The organism is Streptomyces sp. YKOK-I1, from assembly GCF_054660435.1.
The window spans coordinates 8,886,970-8,906,982 of record NZ_BAAGDR010000001.1; the positions used below are offsets into that span (position 1 = coordinate 8,886,970).

The window sequence follows — 20,013 nt, forward strand, 5'->3', positions numbered from 1 at the left end:
TCGTCGGCCTGATCCGAAACCACAGAATGCCGCAGAGGTTTCGAGGCCGACAGCGGCCGTTGCCGGAATGGCCGGATCACGGGGGGTGATAGGCCAGTCTTGGGTGGCAGGATCGGACGGGTGATCAGGCCGCGTTGCGGAGGGGGAATGTGATGTCTTCTCGGGGCGTCGCCGTCGTCACGGGGGCGGGTTCCGGCCTCGGGGCGGCCGTCGCCGTACGGCTCGCCGCCACCCATGACCTGGTGCTGACCCATCTCGACCAGGACTCCGACCTGGTCAGGACCGTCGACCGGGTGACGGCGGCGGGTGCGGACGTCGTCGCCACCGTGCCCGGGGACCTCACCCGCGAGAAGACCGTGGAACGGCTCGGGGAGGTCATGGCGCGATACCGGGAAAGGCTTGACGTCCTGGTCTGCAATGCCGGCGCATACACATATGCGCCATGGCAGAAAACCACCTGGGACGAGGTCAGATCGGCCGTCGACATCAATCTCCTCGCGCATATCGCCTGCGCACGGACCGCCACCCCGCATTTGGTGGCCCGCGGGTCTGGCCGGATCGTTGCCGTTTCCACCGTGCTCACCCGGATCGGACGCGTGGAACTCGCCCCCTACATCGCCGCGAAAGGCGGTCTGGAGGCATTCGTGCGCGCCCTGTCCCGTGAACTCGGCCCGCACGGGATTACAGTGAATTCCGTGAGACCGGGGCCGATCGAACTCAGTACGGCCCAACGGTCTCATCCGGATTACCCGGCCTGGCGCGAACGGGAATTCGCCCGCCAATGCATCAAACGGCATGGGCGTCCCGAGGATGTGGCGGCGGCCGTGGCGTTCCTGGTTTCCCCGGAAGCCGGATTCATCACGGGCCAGAGCCTGACCGTCGACGGCGGCTGGGATCTCCACTGACCTGCTCGGGCAGGCCGATTGAAGGACCACTACGCGCATGGAACACCACGCACACGGCTCCTGCACCCATGTCCTGCTGGTGCGGCACGCGCAGTCGCACGCCAGCGTGAAGAAGCAGCTGGCGGGCTCCCGGAACTGCCGCGGGCTCACCGAGCGGGGCCGGGACCAGGCCGCGCGCCTCACGGCCCGGCTGGCGGCGGAACGGCTGCGGCCGCACGCCCTGCTGACCAGCCCCGTCCGCAGGGCCCGCGAGACCGCCGACATCCTCGCCGGGGGACTGCGCGTAGGGGCGCCGGACGTCGAACGGGAGGTGCGGGAACTCGACTTCGGGGCCGCCGACGGACTGTCCGTCGAGGAACACCTGCGCCGGCACGGCTCGTTCGACATGACGGCCGATCCCGACCGGCCCTTCGCGCCCGGCGGGGAGACCTGGAACCAGTTCCGGTTCCGGGCCGGCCGCGCCGCCGGCGCACTGCTGGCCCGGCACCGGGGCGGCACCGCCGTCGTGGTCTGCCACGCCGGTCTCATCGTCGCGGTGATGTCCGCACTGCTGGACAGGGTGCCGACCACGCTGTTCACCGACGCCACCCCGGCGGCGACCTCGATCAACGAGTTCGTCCACGACGGCACCCGGTGGAGACTGGGCCGCTTCGACGACGCCCGGCACCTCGACGACGCCTGACACCTCCCGGACCCACTCGCCTCAACCGTCCTGCCGGGGCCCCCGCTTGCGCTCCATCATGTGGCGGCCCAGCGCCTTCTTCCGCTTCCAGTCCCGCAGCAGCTCGGCGCTCAGGCGCGCGTCGCTGCGGGCGGCGATCCGCCCGTTCTCCCGGACCAGCTTGTGGTAGTTCTCCAGCCGCCGCAGCGGCAGGGTCCCGTCCTCGGCGGCCGCGAGCACCGCGCAGCCGGGTTCCGCCCGGTGCGAGCAGTCGTGGAAACGGCAGTCCCGGGCGAGGGCCTCGACATCGGTGAAGGCCTGGGCGAGACCTGCGTCGGCGTCCCACAGCCCCACCCCGCGCAGCCCCGGGGTGTCGATGAGGACCCCGCCGCCCGGCAGCGCCAGCAGATCACGGGTCGTGGTCGTGTGCCGCCCCTTGCCGTCCGCGTCCCGGGTGGCGTCCACCCGCTGTACATCCGTCCCGGTGAGCGCGTTGGCCAGCGTGGACTTCCCGGCACCCGACATGCCGAGCAGCGCGGCCGTGCCGCCGGAGACCAGGGCGGCGAGCAGGTCCATCCCCTGCCCCGTGGCCGCACTGACCGGCAGCACCCGCGCCCCGGGGGCCACCCGCTCGGTGTCCTCCACGAGATACGACAGCGTCGTCGCGTCGGGCACCAGATCGGCCTTGGTCAGCACCACCACCGGCTGCCCGCCGCTCTCCCACGCCAGGGACAGGAACCGCTCGACCCGCCCGAGGTCCAGCTCGTCCGCCAGCGACACGGCGATCAGCACCTGGTCGATGTTGGCGGCCAGCACCTGTCCGTCGGACCGCTGCGAGGAGACGGCCCGCACGAACGCCGTACGCCGCGGCAGCACGGCCCGTACGACACGCTGCTCCCCGTCGACCGTCACCCAGTCGCCGGTGCAGGGATGGCCCGTGGCCTCGGCGGACACCAGCGCCCCGGTACCCGCCCGCAAGGGCACCGCCCGCCCGCTCCGGTCGACGGTGACCACCTCGCACGACCCGCGATCGACCCGCACCACCCGCCCGGGGCTGAGCCCCCGCGTCCCCTCCGCGGCGAAGCCGGCCGCGACGGCGTCGCTCCAGCCGTACGGAAGGAGCGGATGCGGGGTGCCGGGGGAGGAGGTCAAGCCACCAGTGTACCGGCCAACCCGTCCCGCCCAGCCGGGACTTGCCCCTCACACCGACACGGTCCCCCCGCAGCTCCCGCAGCCGCGCGGGCTCCAGCCTCGGCTCCCGGGCGGAGGCGGCGAGCAGGGCGCGCCACAGCAGCGCCTTGCCCTGCACCCCAGCCGCATGGCCTCGCACTCCACCAGGACCGCGAGGCCGGAGCGGCGCAGCGGCCGCCCGTTGGGCGTCAGCCGCGCGGCCTTCTCCCCCGGCCATGCGCCGTACACCTGGTGGTGCCGCACCGGAATCCCGAGGTCGGCCAGGACACCGAGCAGGGACCTCCGGTCCTGGGTGATCTCCGCCGCCGGTCAGATGGTCGTTGAGGGAGACGTCCAGGACCCTGTGCCGGTTGTCTCAGCTCTTGGTGGCGGCCGCGGCGCGGGTCGGTGCGCCCAGGGCCCAGAAGAGGACGCCGAGGAGCATGAAACCGGCCAGTGGGACGGCCTCGGTCAGCAGGTACCTCCAGCGTTCGGCGTGGGTCCAGCCGTCCGGGGCGTAGGCAGAGCCGAACCAGTGGTCGCCGAGGCCGGGGGCGACGAGCTGCACGCTCGCGAACAGGACGAGCAGGGTGAGCACGGTGCTGATGGTGCGGGGGAGGGGCGCCCGGTAGGGGCGGGGGGTGTCGGGGGCCTTGCGGCGCAGGACCGCGAGGGCCGGGAAGATGCCCAGGTAGCTGACCAGGGTGGTGGAGACGGCGAGGCCGAGGACGGCGCCGAAGAGCTTGGCGGCGCTGCCGCCGGTGAGCTGGTGGGCCAGGATCAGGACGACGGTGGAGACCAGTCCGCTGAGGATGTTGACCCGTACCGGGGTGCCGAACCGGCTGGAGATGACGCCGAGGAAGCGGGGCGCCGCCCCGTCGTAGCCGGAGACGGCGAGGGCGCGGTCGGAGCCCATGACCCAGGTGACGCCGGAGGACAGCACGGTGAGGATGAACAGGATCGCGGCGAGGTCCCCGAGCACGCTGCCCGCGCCGCTGAGCGTGGCGGTGCCGTCGCCGGCCACGGAGCCGCCGTAGACGGTGAAGACCTGGCGGATCGCGTCGATGAACCCGCCGAGGCCGGTGACGGCCTTGACCGGCAGGACGAGCAGGATGCCGAGGATCGGCAGCGCGTAGAGCAGGACCGCGAGGAGGGCGCTGCGGAAGATGGCGAAGGGCACGTCCCGCTGGGCGTCCGTCATCTCCTCGCCGGCGGTGTTCGGCAGCTCGAAGCCGACGTAGTTGAACATCAGGACGGGGATCAGGCCGACGAATCCGGCGTACGTCGGGGAGAAGTCGCCGAGTCCGAAGCCGTGCAGGCCGTGGCGGACGCCGTAGAGCACGACGGTGACGGTGAACAGGCCGAGCAGGACGAACCGGCTCCAGGCGCCGATGGTGGGGATCCACTTGCCGACGTCGAAGGAGAGGATCGCGGCGAGCACGCCCACCCAGACGAACGCGAGGGTGAAGACGTAGAAGGCCGGGGTGCTCAGGTCCTTGCCGTCGTGGAAGAAGGTGGTGAAGGCGGTGACCGCGGACACCGACAGGGTGCCGCCGAGCCACACCGGATTGGTGATCCAGTACAGGAAGTTGTTGACGGCTCCGGCGAGGCGCCCGAAGGCCCGGCTGGTCCAGATGTAGGGCCCGCCCTCGTCGGGGAACGCGGCGCCCAGCTCGGCGATCAGCAGCGCGGACGGGACGAAGAACACGACGGCCAGCACGATCAGCCAGGTGAAGGCCTCGGCGCCGGAGGAGGCCACCGTGCCGATGGTGTCCACGCCGACGATGGTGCACAGGAGGAAGAAGAGGATGTCGAAGCGGCCGAAGTGCTTGCGCAGTTTCCGCCGCTCGGCCTGGGCTGCCGCCGGCATGCCGGCCGGCTCGGAGAGGATCTGGCCAGCGGCCACCGGGGCTCCTGGATGCTCGTGGTACGGGCGGGATCCGGCCAATGATGGGCCGTCGCCCCAAATGCCCACAAGTGTTCGAGCGCAAGTCTTGCCTGTTGCTTACGAAGCGAACGAGGTCCCCGCAGCCGCGTCGGCCGGGCTGCGGGGACCTGGTTCGGGTGTCGCGCGGGCCTCAGTGGCCCCCCGCGGGTGCCGGCCGCATACGCGCGGCCGTGGTGACGGGTTCCTTCCGGGGTGCCCGTTGCGGTACGAGGACCCGGCCGACGACCGTGGCGTAGAACAGACCGGAGGCCATGACCAGGGCGAAGTCCGGCGGGTACAGGGTGATCATGCGCCAGGCGGCGACACCCACCCACAGCACCGCCGTACCGCCGCTCCACACCCGGACGCCGATGCGGAAGCGCAGATTGGTGGCGCGGCCCGCGGACGCCGAGCCGGTGGGCCGCCAGGACTGGCGCCGGCCCCGGACGATGTCCCAGATGGCGAACAGATGGGCCCAGCCGTACAGCAGCCGTACGGCCCAGGCCTCGATCCGGTAGGGGCACCGGTGCCACAACGGGAAGACCAGCAGGGTGTAGACGACGCTGGGCAGCACCAGCAGCATGTAGTCGACCTGGAGTTTCTCCGGCATCGCCACCAGCAGCACGATCGGCAGCAGGGGCGCCACGAACGTGAAGACCGCCGTGTGCAGGTAGTAGAGGAAGCCGGAGAAGTAGCAGAGCCGGGTGGTGAGCCGGAGCTTGGCGCTCCAGAACTTCCTGCTGCCCAGCAGGCTCATGGACCCCGAGCACCAGCGGTACTGCTGGTGGTAGAACGCGCTGACGTTGTCGGGGCAGTTGCCGGTGGCCAGGGGGATCGGGACATAGCGCAGCTTCCAGCCCAGGCGCCCGAGGTCGAAGCCCGTGTGCACGTCCTCCGAGTGCTCGATCAGCGTCGTACCGCCGTTGGCCTCCAGGGCCGTCCGCCGGTACACCGCGCAACTGCCCACGCAGATGGCGCCGCCATGGCGCTGCCGGGACACCTGCACGGCCCGGTAGAACAGCTCCTGCACGGAACCCGCGCCGCGCTCGATCCAGGTCTGCCGCCGGGCCACGCGGAAGTACTGCGGCGACTGGACGATGCCGGTCTCCGGGTCGTGGTCCATGTACGGCAGGAGTTCCTCCAGCAGATCCGCCCGCGGGGCGAAGTCGGCGTCGAGGATGAGGACGTACTCCTCGTCGGAGATGCCGAGGCCGTAGTGCAGATTGCCCGCCTTCTTGAACCAGCCCCGGTTGGGCCTGCTCCCGTACTCGAAGCCGAACTTCTCGGCCATGGCGGCGAGTTCGGCGGAGGCGGAGTCGTCGAGCACATACGCGGTGGCCCGGCCGGGATAGCGGTCGGCGAGCCGGCGCACATGCCGCCAGGTGTTCTCCAGGACGTCGGCGGGTTCTCCGCAGACCGGGAGGAAGACGGCGACCGTCGGATAGGTCTGCGGACGCCAGTCCCGGACCAGCTCGCGGTGGGCCGTCAGGTCGAAGTCGGGGGTGAAGCCGTTCACCCGCAGCGAGGCCAGGTAGTAGAGGATGCTGAAGACCAGGCACGGCAGCAGGACGAACAGCCAGGGCGAGGACTGGATCAGCCGGAACTGGCTGTAGACGAGACAGCCCATGCTGACGATCGAGGCGCCGGTGAGCACCCAGAGACGACGTCTGGCGTAGGAGTACTTCTCCTCGTCGTCAGGGGGCTGGGGCAGCACGGTGCCGGCTTGCCGCCCGGACCGGAGTGTTATCCGCGGGATGGTCGGTCGTCGGTCGGTCTCCAGCGTCAGGTCAAAGGAATCCAGGCTCAAGGCGTGCTCCTCGAAGGTGTGCTCCTCGAAGGGGGGCGGTCACCTCCAACCGATAGCCAGGCAGGGTGTGACCTGCGCCTTCCGCTGGGCTGATTGCTGCACCGGTCGCTCGAAGGAAGGATGCGCCGGAGTGGCACCCGGCGAGGAGCGCAGCGGACCGGGGCCGTGCGGCCTCGGCGGGGCCCTGGAACACGGTCTCTGCACTCGGGTGAACCTTGACCGGGGCTCGGACGAATCGCGGTGACGGTGCATCACCTATCAGCTGTCCTATCGTCATATTTGCCTTTGGTCCCCACCCCCTCAGGAACCGGAGGCACCCATGCCCTCAACGCATTCCCGCGCCCGTCGCGTCGCCTGGACCTCGCTGGCCCTCGCGGCGGCGGTGGGCTTCCTCCCCGCGAACCCGGCGCACGCGGCCGGATCCGGAACGGCCCCCAAGGCCAAGACCCCCGTGCAGACCTACGGCAGGCTCCACGTCTGCGGCACCCAGCTGTGCGGCGAGTCCGACCAGCCGGTCCAGCTCCGCGGCATGAGCACCCACGGCACCCAGTGGTATCCGCAGTGCCTCACCGGCGCGGCGCTGGACGCCGTCGCCCAGGACTGGAAGGCGAGCGTGCTGCGGGTCTCGACGTACGCCCGGGAGGGCGCCTATCGCGCGGATCCGAAGAAATACACCGAACTGGCGAGCAGACTCGTCGACATGGCGAGCGCCCGCGGCATGTACGTCATCGTCGACTGGCACACCATCCACCCGGGCGATCCCCACGAGGACCTCGACAACGCCCGCGCGTTCTTCAAGGCGATCGCCGAGAAGCACAAGAACAAGAACAACGTGATCTACGAGATCGCCAACGAACCCCACGGGGTGAGCTGGTCGACCATCAAGGACTACGCCGCGAAGATCATGCCGGTGATCCGCTCCCGCGCCCCCGGCAGCGTCGTCCTCGTCCCGACGCGTGGCTGGTCCACGCTCGGCGCCGCCGAGGCGACCAACGAGAAGATCATCCTCGCCGACCCCGTACGCGACAAGAACGTCATGTACACGTACCACTTCTATGCGACGGCCGGGCGGGAGCAGTTCCTGAAGCTGCTCGACCGCGCCTCGGACAAGCTGCCCATCTTCGTCACCGAGTGGGCCGTCGCCTCCTGGAACGGCTGGGGCACCGACTACCCGATGGCCCAGAAGTTCGTCGACCTCATGGCCAAGAAGAAGATCAGCTGGACGAACTGGAGCCTCTCCGACAACCACAAGGACCTGTCGGTGTTCAAGAAGGGCGCCTGCAGCACGGGCAAGTTCGGCACCGCCTCGCTCTCGCCCAACGGCGTCTGGGTCCGCGACCGCGTCAGAGGCTGATCTCCTCCGCCGCGAACGGGTCCCCCGAGCCGCACCGATCCGGCTCCGGGGACCCCTGCGCGTCAGCCGTGGAAATTGATGTAGCCGTTTCCGTCCGCGTCGTTCGCGCGCTTGGTGTAGGAGTGGACGTCGGCCCGTGAGCCGTTGGGCTTCACGAGGTAGATGGTGTCCTTGTCGTTGTTCCAGATGAAATTGCAGTTCTGGCGGTAGACGACATTGCCGGCGTCGGAGTCGGTGCCCCGGCCGCCCCGCAGCTTCACCTGGTCACCCGGCTCGAGCCGGTGGCTCGCGGGGAAGGTGAACTTGTTGCCCGTGGCGTCCTTGACGACGTACCCCCGCAGATCGACCGTCGCGGTGCGGGAGTAGTTCTTGATCGTCAGGTACTCGTCCTTGGTGTTGCCGCCGGAGCAGCGGTTCGAGTCCGTGCCGGGCGCGTCGTACTGCACGCCCTTGAGCTTCAGCGCGGACGTGTACTCGGTAGCCCGGGCCGGACCGGCGGTCGACACGGCGAGCGCGCCCGCCAGGGACGCGGCGGCCAGAACATGACGCATGCGCGTGGGCATGAGGAATCCCCCCCTCAATGGTGCGATTGGAGCGCCTGGAGCATACCGAATGTGACAGAGGCGTGCGCTCTGCGTGTTCTTTCCGTGAAGAGTTCAACTCTGCAGTTGCGCATTACGCATCCACATCAGCAATACGCAACTGCATCTCCCTGGTCAAATCGACATCCGCCAACCCCTTGACGCCTGTCCGTGCGGCGGCCAGGGTGTTCCACCACAAGCAATTCAATGCGCTATGCGCAACACATTGTGTGGCCCGAACACATCTGGCAGACCATCCATCCTCGGCCGCAGCACTGGTTCCGCGGCTGAACGCCGAAAAGAGGGCGATCGTGACCCCCACGCAGACCGAGGTATCCCAGCGGCGGGGTGCGCCCGAGGATGCGGACGGCGCTCCGGTGATCTCCGTGCGCAATCTGTGGAAGGTGTTCGGGCCGAAGGCCGAGCGGGTGCCGGGTGATGAGGAGCTGTGCGGCCTGACCCGGCGTGAGCTGATGGATCGGACCGGGTGTACGGCCGCGGTGCGTGATGTGAACTTCGACGTCCGCAAGGGCGAGGTGTTCGTGGTGATGGGCTTGTCGGGTTCGGGCAAGTCGACGCTGGTGCGGTGTCTGACGCGGTTGATCGAGCCGACGTCGGGTGAGCTGGTGTTCGAGGGGCAGGACATCCGGCAGGCGGACGCGGCGCGGTTGCGGGAGTTGCGGCGGCGGAAGTTCTCGATGGTGTTCCAGCATTTCGGGCTGTTGCCGCACCGTCGGGTGGTGGACAACGTGGCGTTCGGTCTGGAGATCCGGGGGATGGGGCGGGCGGAGCGGACGCGGCGGGCGCTGGAGGTGGTGGAGCTGGTCGGTCTGGCCGGCTACGAGAACTCCTACCCCGACCAGCTCTCCGGTGGTATGCAGCAGCGGGTGGGTCTGGCGCGTGCGCTGGCGGGTGATCCGGACGTGCTGTTCTTCGACGAGCCGTTCTCGGCGCTGGATCCGCTGATCCGGCGGGACATGCAGAACGAGGTGATCCGGCTGCACCACGAGGTCGGCAAGACGATGGTGTTCATCACCCACGACCTTTCCGAGGCCCTCAAGCTGGGGGACCGGATCCTGATCATGCGGGACGGGAAGATGGTCCAGTGCGGTACGGGTGATGAGCTGGTGGGGGCGCCGGCGGACGACTATGTGCGGGAGTTCGTGAAGGACGTGCCGCGGGGTGATGTGCTGACGCTGCGGTGGATCATGCGGGCGCCGGAGGACGGGGATGCGCTGGACGGGCCGGAGCTGGGTCCGGACGTGGTGGTGCGGGAGGCGACGCGGGCGGTGCTGGCGGCGGAGAAGCCGGTGAAGGTCGTCGAGGACGGCAAGCTGCTGGGGATCGTCGGGGACGAGGAGATCCTCGCGGTCGTCGCAGGGCAGGAAGGCGGCCGGTGATGACCGTCACCATCGAGAAACCAGAGAAGACCGAGCCCGCGCAGCCGACCGCTTTGGCCAGGAGGGCGCTCAAGGTCAGCCGGCCCGTGGTGCTCGGCGCGATCCTCGTCGTCTGGCTGCTGCTCTTCGCCGTTCTGCGCGGCAGGCAGACCCTCACCCTGGCCGCGGCCGACCTGACGGGTCTGCACCGCTGGTTCAACGACGTCAACGACTCCATCGGCGCCAACCGCAACTCCAACCCGCTCTTCCTGTACTTCTTCAACGAGATCCGGCTGGTCATCGACACCCTGGTGACCTTCATCCAGGATCTGATCTCCCAGCCGTCCGACGCCCGGCCGGTCCCGCAGATCGGCTGGCTCGGGGTCGTCGGCATCGCCGGATACGTCTCCTGGGCCCTCGGCAACTGGCGGGTGGCCTTGCTGGCGGTGGCCGGGTTCACGTTCATGGGCTTGCAGGGTCTGTGGCAGGAGAGCATGGACACCCTGGCCCTGACCCTCTCCGCGGTCCTGGTCGCGCTGCTGTTCGCGATCCCGCTGGGGGTGTGGGCGGGACTGTCGGACCGCTTCAACCGGGTCGTGACACCGTTCCTGGACTTCATGCAGACGATGCCGACCTTCGTCTACCTGGCGCCCCTGACCCTGTTCTTCCTGATCGGCGGCGCTTCCGCGGCCATCGCGACGCTCATCTACGCGGCACCCCCGGCGATCCGCATCACCGCGCACGCCATCCGCTCGGTGCCCACGACGACGGTCGAGGCTGCCGACTCCCTGGGCGCCACCCGCAGACAGGCCCTGCTCAAGGTCCTGCTCCCGATGTCCAAGCGGACCGTGGTGATGGGCGTCAACCAGACCATCATGGCGGCGCTCGCCATGGTCACGATCGCGGCGCTGATCGATGCTCCGGGTCTGGGCAAGACGGTGGTCCAGGCGCTGCAGTCGCTGGATGTCGGTACGGCGTTCAACGCGGGCCTGGCGATCGTGGTGATGGCGATCGTACTGGACCGGGTCACCACCGCGGCCAGCGCGCGTGAGGAGAGCGCCCGGAACTCGAAGAACCGCTTCCTGAAGTGGCGCAAGCAGCTCCTGGGAGCCGGGGCCGCCGTGACGGCCGTACTGATCTACCTGTCGCACACCTACCTGTGGGCGGCGGAGTTCCCCGGCGAGGGCAGCACCGGGAGCGCGATCGCGAGCGCCGCCGACACCGCGACCACCTGGGCGCAGGACAACCTCTCCGGCCTGACCAACGCCTTCCGCGACGCGATCACCAACGGTCTGCTCAACCCCTTCCAGACGCTGCTGACCGATTCGCCGTGGTGGGTGGTGGCGGGGGTGCTGGTCTCGCTCGCCGTCGTGCTCGGCGGCTGGCGGGCCGGGGTGACCACGGTGGTGTGCGTGGGCCTGCTGGTCGGCACGGGCATGTGGTCGGACGCCATGACGACACTGGCCTCGACCCTCGTCGCCACCGTGCTCGTCATGGTGCTGGGCATCGTGTTCGGGGTGTGGATGGGGCGCAGCCGGATGGTGGACCGGGTGATGCGGCCGAGTCTGGACGCGGCGCAGGTCATGCCGCCGTTCGTCTATCTCGTGCCGTTCCTGGCGCTGTTCGGCGCGACCCGGTTCACGGCGATCGTCGCCGCCCTCGTGTACGCCGCGCCGGTCGCGATAAAGATCATCGCGGATGGGGTGCGGGCGGTGCCGGAGGCGACGGTGGAGGCGGCGACCTCGGCCGGGTGCAACACCTGGCAGATCATCACCAAGGTTCAACTGCCGATGTCACGCAGTGCTCTGACCCTCGCCACGAACCAGGGTCTGATCTACGTGCTGTCGATGGTTGTGGTGGGCGGCCTGGTGGGGGCGGGCGCCCTCGGCTACGACGTGGTGGCCGGTTTCTCGCAGGGCCAGTTGTACGGGAAGGGACTCGCGGCGGGTCTCGCCATCGTCCTTCTCGGCGTCATGTTCGACCGGATCACTCAGGCAGCGGCGCGGCGTACCAGCGCGTAAGGAGCAACTGACCATGGCAGGACAAGCAACACACTGGAGAGCCGGCGTGGTGGGCATGGCCCTCCTCGGCCTCACGCTCACCGCCTGCGGCGGCACGAAGGTCGGTGACAGCTCCTCGGAGGCCGGCAGCTCGGGCGGCTCCGGAAAGTGCGGCACCTTCAACCTCGCGGTCAACCCGTGGGTGGGCTACGAGGCCAACGCGGCGGTCATCGCGTACGTCGCACAGCACGAACTCGGCTGTACGGTCAACAAGAAGGACCTGAAGGAAGAGATCGCCTGGCAGGGCTTCGGGACGGGTGAGGTCGACGCCGTCGTGGAGAACTGGGGCCACGACGATCTCAAGAAGAAGTACATGACCGACCAGAAGACCGCGGTCGACGCCGGCCCCACCGGCAACGAAGGCCTGATCGGCTGGTACGTGCCGCCGTGGCTGGCGAAGGCGCACCCGGACATCACGAACTGGGAGAACCTGAACAAGTACGCGGCCAACTTCAAGACCTCGGAGTCGGGCGGCAAGGGTCAGCTCCTGGACGGTGACCCGTCGTACGTCACCAACGACGAGGCGCTGGTGAAGAACCTGAAGCTGGACTTCAAGGTGGTGTACGCGGGCAGTGAGACGGCGCTCATCCAGGCCTTCCGCAAGGCGGAGAAGGACAAGGAATGGGTGATCGGCTACTTCTACGAGCCGCAGTGGTTCCTGTCCGAGGTCCCGCTCGTCAAGGTCAGCCTGCCCAAGTACACGGACGGCTGTGACGCCGACGCCGCGAAGGTCGCCTGCGACTACCCGGTGTACAAGCTCGACAAGATCGTCAGTGCGAAGTTCGCCAAGTCCGGCAGCCCCGCCTATGACCTGGTGAAGAACTTCACCTGGGCCAACGACGACCAGAACACCGTGGCCAAGTACATAGCCGAGGACAAGATGACCCCGGAGGCGGCGGCCAAGAAGTGGGTCGACGCCAACCCGGACAAGGTCAAGGCCTGGCTGAAGTAGCCCCGGCCTCCTGAGCTCGGAAACCGGTCGGAACACGCCCGGTGGGCGGTGCGCGATCCCTGCGCACCGCCCACCGGGCTTCGCCGTGTTCGGGCCCGTTTTCCGAGGTCCCGGGACCCTTGACACCCCTCCCCGGGGCGGGCACATTGAGTTGCGCAACATGAATCGTGTTGCGCAGAGGGCAACTTGGCCGGAGGTGCGGCGATGGCGGGACCCCGAGTGGTGATCATCGGTGCGGGTGTCGTGGGTGCGGCGCTGGCGGACGAGATCTCCGCGCGTGGCTGGACCGAGGTGACGGTGGTCGACCAGGGCCCGCTGCCGGCGACCGGGGGCTCGACGTCACACGCTCCGGGTCTGGTCTTCCAGACGAACTCCTCGAAGACGATGACGGAGCTGGCCCGCTACACGGTGGAGAAGTTCTGCTCGCTGGATGTGGACGGCAAGCCGTGTTTCCTCCAGGTCGGTGGTCTGGAGGTGGCCACCACCCCTGAGCGTCTGACCGAACTGCGGCGCCGGCACGGCTGGGTGACCGCGTGGGGTGTCGAGGCCGAGCTGCTGACGGCCGAGGAGTGCGTGGAGCGGCACGGGCTGCTCGACGGGGAGAAGGTGCTGGGCGGTCTGCTGGTGCCGACGGACGGTCTGGCCAAGGCGGTCCTGGCGGTGGAGGCGCAGATCCGCAGGGCGACGGAACGCGGTGTCCGCTTCCTCGCTCGCCACGAGGTCCTCGACGTTCTCCACGCCGACGGTGAGGTCAGCGGGGTGCTGACCGACCAGGGGGAGATCCCCGCGGACATCGTGGTGTGCTGTGCGGGGATCTGGGGTCCGAAGATCGCCCGGATGGTGGGGATGAACCTGCCGCTGACCCCGCTGGCGCACCAGCTGGCCTGGACCGGCCCGATCCCGGCGCTGGCCGGACAGCAGCAGGAGGCGGTGCGTCCGATCCTGCGTCACCAGGACGCCGACCTGTACTACCGCGACCGTTTCGACGGCATCGGCATCGGCTACTACGGCCACCGCCCGATGCCGATCTCGGCCGACGACATCCTCTCCGTGGACGAGGCCGAGGCGATGCCCTCGGTGCTGAAGTTCACCGAGGAGGACTTCGAGACCGCCTGGAGCGAGACCCAGGCCCTCCTCCCCGCGACGCGGGAGGCGAAGGTCGAGGAGGGCATCAACGGCCTGTTCTCCTTCACCACCGACAACTTCCCCCTGCTGGGCGAGTCCCAGGACGTCAGGGGCTTCTGGGTCGCCGAAGCCGTCTGGGTCACCCACTCCGCGGGCGTCGGCCGCGCCATGGCGGAGTGGCTGGTGGACGGCTACTGCTCCTCGTTCGACCTGCACGAGTGCGACGTCAACCGGTTCGAGCCGCATCAGCTGTCTCCGGAGTACGTGCTGGCGCGGGACTGCCAGAACTTCGTCGAGGTCTACGACATCCTGCACCCGCTGCAGCCCTCCGGCGACCCGCGCCCGATCCGCACCAGCCCCTTCCACACCCGGCAGAAGGAGCAGGGCGCGTTCTTCCTGGAGGCCAACGGCTGGGAACGCCCGCACTGGTACGAGGCCAACGCGCCCCTGGTCGAGGGCCGCAGTATCCCGACCCCCAACGAGTGGGCGGCGCAGTTCTGGTCGCCGATCGTGGGCGCGGAGGCACAGGCCACCCGCGAGACCGTGGCGATGTACGACATGACCGCGCTGAAGCGGCTGGAGGTCAGCGGCCCGGGCGCCGGTGCGTTCCTGGAGCGGCTGACCACCAGCAAGGTCGCCAAGTCGGTCGGATCCGTCACCTACACCCTGTTCCTTGACCACGACGGCGGCATCCGCAGTGACGTCACGGTGGCCCGCCTGGGCCGTGACCTCTTCCAGATCGGCGCGAACGGCAACGTGGACCTGGACTGGCTGACCCGGCACCTGCCCGCCGACGGCACCGTCCAGGTCCGGGACATCACCGCCGGGACCTGCTGCATCGGCCTGTGGGGCCCGCTGGCCCGCAAGGTCCTGCAGCCCCTGACCGACACCGACTTCTCCAACGACGGGCTGAAGTACTTCCGTGCCCAGCGCGCCTACATCGGATCCGTCCCCGTCACCGCGATGCGCCTGTCGTACGTCGGTGAGCTCGGCTGGGAGCTGTACACCACCGCCGACCAGGGCCAGAAGCTGTGGGACACCCTGTGGGCCGCGGCCGAGCCGCTGGGCGGGATCGTCGCCGGACGCGGGGCGTTCAACAGTCTGCGGCTGGAGAAGGGCTACCGCTCCTTCGGCACCGACATGACCTACGAGCACGACCCCTACGAGGCCGGGATCGCCTTCGCGGTCAAGCTCGACAAGGGCGACTTCATCGGCCGCGAGGCGTTGGAGCGGCGCAAGGACGACGTCCGGCGCAGGCTGGCGTGTCTGACCATCGACGACCCGCACTCGGTCGTGATGGGCAAGGAACCCGTCTACGACGGCGACCGCCCGGTCGGCTATGTGACCAGCGCGGCCTACGGCTACACCGTCGGCAAGGGCATCGCCTACGCCTGGCTGCCGGCCGACCTCGCCGTCCCCGGCACCGCCCTCCACATCGGCTACTTCGACCAGCGCGTCGACGCGGTCGTCGCCGAGGAGCCCCTGTTCGACCCGTCCATGTCCCGCCTGCGCGGCTAGCGAGCAGCGTCCACTCCGAGGGAAGGAACACCGCCGGTGACCGCACAACTGCTGGACGGCAAGGCCACCGCCGCCGAGATCCGCCGCGAACTCACGGAGCGCGTGGCCAAGTTGACGGCGGCGGGCGGTCGCCCGCCCGGTCTGGGCACCGTCCTCGTCGGCGACGATCCGGGCAGCCGTGCCTACGTCGCCGGCAAGCACCGGGACTGCGCACAGGTCGGCATCGCCTCCCTCCGCCGCGACCTGCCCGCCGACGCCACCCAGCAGCAGGTCGAGGACGTCATCGACGAACTCAACGCCGACCCGGCCTGCACCGGATACATCGTCCAGCTCCCGCTCCCGGCCCACCTGGACGCCAACGCCGTGCTGGAGCGCATGGACCCGGCCAAGGACGCCGACGGACTGCACCCGGTGAACCTCGGCCGGCTCACCCTCGGGGTCGACGCACCGCTGCCCTGCACACCGCGCGGCATCGTCGAACTCCTCCGCCGTCACGACGTGCCCCTCGCCGGAGCGAGGGTGTGCGTGATCGGCCGCGGCATCACGGTGGGGCGTCCCATCGGCCTGCTGCTCACCCGCAGGTCCGAGAACGCCACCGTGACCCTGTGCCACACCGGCACCAAGGGCCTGGCCTGGCACGTCCGGGAGGCGGACATCGTCATCGCCGCCGCCGGTTCGCCCGGTCTGGTCACCAAGGACATGCTGCGCCCCGGCGCGGCCGTCCTGGACGTCGGCATCACCCGTACCGACCAGGGCCTGGTCGGTGACGTCCACCCGGACGCCGCCACCGTCGCCGGGCGGCTCGCGCCCATGCCCGGCGGGGTGGGCCCCATGACCCGGGCCATGCTGCTCGCCAACGTCGTCGAGGCCGCCGAGAAGAACGCCGGCGCGGCATGAACCCGCACGGGCTGCCACGGCCCGGCCGGACCCTGGTCATGGGCGTCGTGAACGTCACGCCCGACTCGTTCTCGGACGGCGGGCTGTCGTTCGCCCCGGAGGCGGCCGTCGCGCACGGACTGGAGCTGGTCGGGCAGGGCGCGGACATCGTGGACGTGGGCGGTGAGTCCACCCGGCCCGGCGCCGTGCGTCCGCCGGTGGCGGAGGAGCTGCGCCGGGTGCTGCCCGTGGTCCGGGAACTGGCCGCGGCGGGCGCGGTGGTCAGCGTCGACACGATGCGGGCCGAGGTCGCCGCCCGTGCGCTGGACGCGGGCGCCCGGCTGGTCAACGACGTCTCCGGCGGGCTCGCCGATCCCGCGATGCTGCCGTTGATGGCGCGGACCGGAGCGCCGTACGTCGTGATGCACTGGCGCGGACACGCCGCCGGCATGCAGGCGCACGCACGCTACGGCGATGTCGTGACCGATGTGCTCGGCGAGCTGCGCGCGAGGATCGACGCCGCGCTGGCGGCGGGCGTCGCGCCCGGGTGTCTGATCGTCGACCCCGGGCTGGGCTTCGCCAAGGAGGCCGGGCACAACTGGGAGCTGCTCGGCCGGCTGGGGGAGGTGCGCGCGCTGGGCTGTCCCGTGCTCGTGGGGGCGTCGCGCAAGTCGTTCCTGGGCGCCCTGCTGGCGGACCCGGTGACGGGGCTGCCCCGCCCGGCGGCGCAGCGGGACGCCGCGACCACGGCCGTGTCCGTGCTGGCCGCGGCGCAGGGCGTGTGGTGTCTGCGCGTGCACGATGTCGCCTCGACGCTGGACGCGGTGCGGGTGACCGCCCGTTGGGGCGCCGAGGGCGTCGGATCACCCGCGCCGACGGCGGCGCTGAGCTGAGCCGGACCGAGCGGGTGGGCCGGGCTCAGCCCAGGTGGCCCATCCGGCGGCTGATCTCCGCCGCGCCCTCGACCAGCAGCGGGGCGAGTTCATGGATGCGCGCCTCGGTGAAGCGGTAGGCGGGGCCGGAGGCGCTGAGCGCGGCGATGACCTCGCCGTCCCGGGAGCGGACCGGGGCGGCCATGGCGTGCAGCCCGATCTCGAGTTCCTCCAGCGTCATCGCGTACCCGCGGTCGAGCGCCTCGGTGAGGTTCTTCTCCAGCTTGGACTTCACCGTCAGGGTGTGCGGCGTCAGCTTGCGCAGCCCGGACGCGGTGAGGACGTCGGCGCGGGCCTGCGTGGGCAGATGGGCGAGCAGGATCTTGCCGCTCGACGTGGCGTGCAGCGGGGTGAGCTGCCCCACCCAGTTGTGCGTGCCGACGGCGCCGGGGCCGCGTACCTGGTGGAGGTTGACGGCGTAGTGCTCCTGGAGGACCGCGATGTTGACGGTCTCGCCGATCTGTTCGCTGAGCCGCTCGCACACCACCCGTCCCTGCTGGGTGATGTCGAGCCGGCCCGTCACCGCTCCGGCGAGCCGCACGAGCCCGAAACCGAGCCGGTACTTGCCGCGCTCGGCCGTCTGCTCGACCAGGCCGCGTGTCTCCAGCGCTCCGAGCAGACGGAACGCGGTCGACTTGTGGACGTCGATCTCGGCGGCGACCTCGCTGACACCGGCCTCGCCGCGCTGGGCGAGGATCTCCAGGACGCTGACGGCACGGTCGACGGACTGCACGCCGTTCACCGCACCTGTCGTTGCGCCCTCTGCCGCGTAGTTGCTCATAGCGCAACTATACGCAATGGCCGACGGGGGGCGAGGGGCCACAGTGGCCGGACATGGGGCCGATCGGACACTTGACGCGCCGACTGTTCCCCGCACCCTAGGGCCGGTCGTTCGTCAGCGGAAGACCACGGTGCACTTCCCGTTCACCAGCACACGGCTCTCGCTGTGCCACTCCACGGCGCGGGCGAGCACCCGGGCCTCGACGTCCCGGCCGATGGTGACCAGCTCGTCGGGGTCGCGGGAGTGGTCCACCCGGACGACGTCCTGTTCGATGATCGGGCCTTCGTCGAGGTCGGACGTGACGTAGTGCGCGGTGGCCCCCACGAGCTTCACCCCGCGCCGGTACGCCTGGACGTACGGCCGCGCGCCCTTGAAGCTGGGCAGGAAGGAGTGGTGGATGTTGATGGCCCGGCCGTCGAGCTGCTTGCACAGGTCGTCGGAGAGGATCTGCATGTACCGGGCCAGCACCACCAGGTCGACGTCCAGCTCGCTCACCAGCTCCAGCAGCCGCGCCTCGGCCTCGGCCTTGGTCTCCCTGGTCACCGGGATGTGGTGGAAGGGGATGCCGTAGCTCCGCGCCAGCGGCTCGAAGTCGCGGTGGTTGGAGACGATGGCCGGGATCTCGATGCGGAGCGAGCCGGTGGACCTGCGGAAGAGCAGGTCGTTGAGGCAGTGGCCGAACTTCGACACCATGATCAGGGTGCGGGTGGGGGTCGAGGCGTCGTGCAGTTGCCAGCTGATCCCGTACGCCTGCCCGACCGGGCCGAAACCGGTCCGCAGGTCCTCCAGTGAGACGCCGGGGTCCGAGACGTCGAAGTGCACCCGCATGAAGAAGCGGCCCGACGCCCGGTCGTCGAACTGCCGGCTCTCCAGGATGTTGCCGGAGCGGTTCAGCAGGAAGGTGGACACGGCGTGGACCAGGCCGGCCTGGTCGGGGCAGGACAGGGTGAGGACGAACTCGCGGCCGGGCTGCGGTCGGGGGGACATGGCCATCCTCCGTGATCGGGTGCGCAATCCATCTGGCGCGGAGGCCTCCGGCACGTATCCGTCTGGTGCGTATTGCGCAACGCTGTGGGTGATACGCAACATGCTCCAATGCCGGCGGCCCGGTGGTCAAGGGGTCAGGAACGGCGGAGGTGGCCCAGGCGGTCCGAGATCTCCTCGGCGGCCGCCCGTACCGCGGCGCAGACCGCCGGCAGCCGCTGCGCGGTCAGCCGGACGGACGGTCCCGAGGCGCTGAGCGCGGCGACCGCCTGCCCGTCGAAGGTGAAGACCGGCGCGGCCACCGCGTTCAGGCCCGGTTCGAGCTCCTCGAGGCTGTACGCGACCCCGTCCGCGCGGGCGCGCTCGAGCTGGGCGCGCAGGAGCGCGGGGTCGGTGACGGTGTGCGGGGTGTAGCTCTCCAGCGGCTCCGTGAGCCGGTCCGCGAGCGCGGGTTCGGGCAGATGGGCCAGCAGGATCTTGCCGCTGGACGTGGCGTGCAGCGGGGTCCGCCGGCCCAGCCAGTTGTGCGTGGTCAGGGCCGAGGGGCCGAGCACCTGGTTGATGTTGATCGCTGCGTCCCGGTCCAGGATCGCCAGGTTGATGGTCTCCGCGATCCGGTGCGCCAGCCGCTCGCACACCGGACGGCTCTGCTGGGAGAGGTCCAGCCGGACCGTGGCGGCACCGGCGAGACGGATCAGCCCGAGGCCGAGGCGGTACTTGCCCCGCTCCTCCGTCTGCTCGATGAGTCCGCGCATCTCCAGGGCGGTGGCGAGCCGGGACGCCGTGGACTTGTGCACCCCGAGTTCGGCGGCCATGTCCGTGACGCCCGCCTCGACGTGCCGCCCCAGGAGTTCGAGGATGGTCGCCGCCCGGTCGACCGACTGCACCGGGGACTCGGGCTGCGCCGGGGCGTCCGTACCGTCGCTCATTGCCGCTGTCGCTCCTCTGTCGTTGTTTCGTTGTTTCTCCATACAGAACAAGCATCGCAGTATGCGACACCG

The 20,013-nt window shown here is 69.9% G+C and carries 16 protein-coding genes; 9 read left to right on the forward strand and 7 right to left on the reverse strand.

What is annotated here, in order from left to right:
* The first annotated feature begins 152 nt into the window (after positions 1–152).
* Positions 153–905: an SDR family NAD(P)-dependent oxidoreductase gene (locus ACYQ8Q_RS39535; protein WP_460071578.1), complete on the forward strand. Its 753-nt coding sequence runs from the start codon at positions 153–155 to the stop codon at positions 903–905.
* Positions 906–942: 37 nt separating this feature from the next.
* Positions 943–1,587 (forward strand): histidine phosphatase family protein, encoded by a 645-nt coding sequence (locus ACYQ8Q_RS39540; protein WP_460071579.1) that lies wholly within the window; start codon positions 943–945, stop codon positions 1,585–1,587.
* Between the two features lie 21 nt (positions 1,588–1,608).
* On the opposite strand, the gene rsgA is transcribed toward ACYQ8Q_RS39540, so the two are convergent.
* The 3 genes from rsgA to ACYQ8Q_RS39555 form a co-directional block, all read right to left on the reverse strand.
* Positions 1,609–2,718, reverse strand: coding sequence for a ribosome small subunit-dependent GTPase A (gene rsgA / locus ACYQ8Q_RS39545; protein WP_460071581.1), 1,110 nt, complete (start codon positions 2,716–2,718; stop codon positions 1,609–1,611).
* Positions 2,719–3,112: 394 nt separating this feature from the next.
* Positions 3,113–4,642, reverse strand: a complete 1,530-nt coding sequence (locus ACYQ8Q_RS39550; protein WP_460071583.1) for an APC family permease — start codon at positions 4,640–4,642, stop codon at positions 3,113–3,115.
* A gap of 172 nt (positions 4,643–4,814) precedes the next feature.
* Positions 4,815–6,290: a glycosyltransferase family 2 protein gene (locus ACYQ8Q_RS39555; protein ID WP_460073675.1), complete on the reverse strand. Its 1,476-nt coding sequence runs from the start codon at positions 6,288–6,290 to the stop codon at positions 4,815–4,817.
* Between the two features lie 499 nt (positions 6,291–6,789).
* Between ACYQ8Q_RS39555 and ACYQ8Q_RS39560 the strand changes: the two genes are divergently transcribed.
* The gene (locus ACYQ8Q_RS39560; RefSeq protein ID WP_460071585.1) at positions 6,790–7,824 is read left to right on the forward strand and encodes a glycoside hydrolase family 5 protein; all 1,035 of its coding nucleotides are present in this window, start codon (positions 6,790–6,792) and stop codon (positions 7,822–7,824) included.
* 62 nt (positions 7,825–7,886) lie between these two features.
* Here ACYQ8Q_RS39560 and ACYQ8Q_RS39565 read toward each other — a convergent pair whose 3' ends face one another.
* Positions 7,887–8,387 carry a lamin tail domain-containing protein gene (locus ACYQ8Q_RS39565; RefSeq protein WP_460071587.1) on the reverse strand — a complete coding sequence of 167 codons (501 nt, stop codon included), beginning with the start codon at positions 8,385–8,387 and terminating at the stop codon, positions 7,887–7,889.
* Positions 8,388–8,716: 329 nt separating this feature from the next.
* Here ACYQ8Q_RS39565 and ACYQ8Q_RS39570 point away from each other — a divergent pair, with 329 nt between their 5' ends.
* The 6 genes from ACYQ8Q_RS39570 to folP all read left to right on the forward strand — a co-directional run bounded on the left by ACYQ8Q_RS39570 (position 8,717) and on the right by folP (position 17,208).
* Positions 8,717–9,805 carry a quaternary amine ABC transporter ATP-binding protein gene (locus tag ACYQ8Q_RS39570; protein WP_460073677.1) on the forward strand — a complete coding sequence of 363 codons (1,089 nt, stop codon included), beginning with the start codon at positions 8,717–8,719 and terminating at the stop codon, positions 9,803–9,805.
* Complete coding sequence (locus tag ACYQ8Q_RS39575; RefSeq protein ID WP_460071589.1) at positions 9,805–11,805, forward strand: ABC transporter permease; 2,001 nt, start codon at positions 9,805–9,807, stop codon at positions 11,803–11,805. Before ACYQ8Q_RS39570 ends, ACYQ8Q_RS39575 begins: the two co-directional genes overlap by 1 nt.
* A 13-nt stretch (positions 11,806–11,818) precedes the next feature.
* Complete coding sequence (locus ACYQ8Q_RS39580) at positions 11,819–12,796, forward strand: ABC transporter substrate-binding protein (RefSeq protein WP_460071590.1); 978 nt, start codon at positions 11,819–11,821, stop codon at positions 12,794–12,796.
* A gap of 204 nt (positions 12,797–13,000) precedes the next feature.
* The gene (locus ACYQ8Q_RS39585) at positions 13,001–15,439 is read left to right on the forward strand and encodes a GcvT family protein (RefSeq protein WP_460071591.1); all 2,439 of its coding nucleotides are present in this window, start codon (positions 13,001–13,003) and stop codon (positions 15,437–15,439) included.
* 36 nt (positions 15,440–15,475) lie between these two features.
* On the forward strand, positions 15,476–16,336 hold the full coding sequence (locus ACYQ8Q_RS39590) for a bifunctional methylenetetrahydrofolate dehydrogenase/methenyltetrahydrofolate cyclohydrolase (RefSeq protein ID WP_460071592.1): 861 nt from the start codon (positions 15,476–15,478) through the stop codon (positions 16,334–16,336).
* Positions 16,333–17,208: a dihydropteroate synthase gene (gene folP / locus ACYQ8Q_RS39595; protein ID WP_460071593.1), complete on the forward strand. Its 876-nt coding sequence runs from the start codon at positions 16,333–16,335 to the stop codon at positions 17,206–17,208. Before ACYQ8Q_RS39590 ends, folP begins: the two co-directional genes overlap by 4 nt.
* A gap of 25 nt (positions 17,209–17,233) precedes the next feature.
* Here folP and ACYQ8Q_RS39600 read toward each other — a convergent pair whose 3' ends face one another.
* From ACYQ8Q_RS39600 to ACYQ8Q_RS39610, 3 genes are all read right to left on the reverse strand, one after another.
* Complete coding sequence (locus ACYQ8Q_RS39600) at positions 17,234–18,028, reverse strand: IclR family transcriptional regulator (protein ID WP_460071595.1); 795 nt, start codon at positions 18,026–18,028, stop codon at positions 17,234–17,236.
* 114 nt (positions 18,029–18,142) lie between these two features.
* Positions 18,143–19,015 carry a formyltetrahydrofolate deformylase gene (gene purU, locus ACYQ8Q_RS39605; RefSeq protein ID WP_460071596.1) on the reverse strand — a complete coding sequence of 291 codons (873 nt, stop codon included), beginning with the start codon at positions 19,013–19,015 and terminating at the stop codon, positions 18,143–18,145.
* 134 nt (positions 19,016–19,149) lie between these two features.
* The gene (locus ACYQ8Q_RS39610; protein WP_460071598.1) at positions 19,150–19,941 is read right to left on the reverse strand and encodes an IclR family transcriptional regulator; all 792 of its coding nucleotides are present in this window, start codon (positions 19,939–19,941) and stop codon (positions 19,150–19,152) included.
* Between the last annotated feature and the right edge of the window lie 72 nt (positions 19,942–20,013).

Coding starts and splice junctions, on each gene's coding strand:
- ACYQ8Q_RS39610 (WP_460071598.1), bottom strand. CDS start 19,941: ATGAGCGACGGTACGGACGCCCCGGCGCAGCCCGAGTCCCCGGTGCAG.
- ACYQ8Q_RS39535 (WP_460071578.1), top strand. CDS start 153: ATGTCTTCTCGGGGCGTCGCCGTCGTCACGGGGGCGGGTTCCGGCCTC.
- ACYQ8Q_RS39600 (WP_460071595.1), bottom strand. CDS start 18,028: ATGAGCAACTACGCGGCAGAGGGCGCAACGACAGGTGCGGTGAACGGC.
- folP (WP_460071593.1), top strand. CDS start 16,333: ATGAACCCGCACGGGCTGCCACGGCCCGGCCGGACCCTGGTCATGGGC.
- ACYQ8Q_RS39540 (WP_460071579.1), top strand. CDS start 943: ATGGAACACCACGCACACGGCTCCTGCACCCATGTCCTGCTGGTGCGG.
- ACYQ8Q_RS39555 (WP_460073675.1), bottom strand. CDS start 6,290: ATGGGCTGTCTCGTCTACAGCCAGTTCCGGCTGATCCAGTCCTCGCCC.
- ACYQ8Q_RS39575 (WP_460071589.1), top strand. CDS start 9,805: ATGACCGTCACCATCGAGAAACCAGAGAAGACCGAGCCCGCGCAGCCG.
- ACYQ8Q_RS39565 (WP_460071587.1), bottom strand. CDS start 8,387: ATGCCCACGCGCATGCGTCATGTTCTGGCCGCCGCGTCCCTGGCGGGC.
- ACYQ8Q_RS39585 (WP_460071591.1), top strand. CDS start 13,001: ATGGCGGGACCCCGAGTGGTGATCATCGGTGCGGGTGTCGTGGGTGCG.
- ACYQ8Q_RS39560 (WP_460071585.1), top strand. CDS start 6,790: ATGCCCTCAACGCATTCCCGCGCCCGTCGCGTCGCCTGGACCTCGCTG.
- ACYQ8Q_RS39580 (WP_460071590.1), top strand. CDS start 11,819: ATGGCAGGACAAGCAACACACTGGAGAGCCGGCGTGGTGGGCATGGCC.
- purU (WP_460071596.1), bottom strand. CDS start 19,015: ATGTCCCCCCGACCGCAGCCCGGCCGCGAGTTCGTCCTCACCCTGTCC.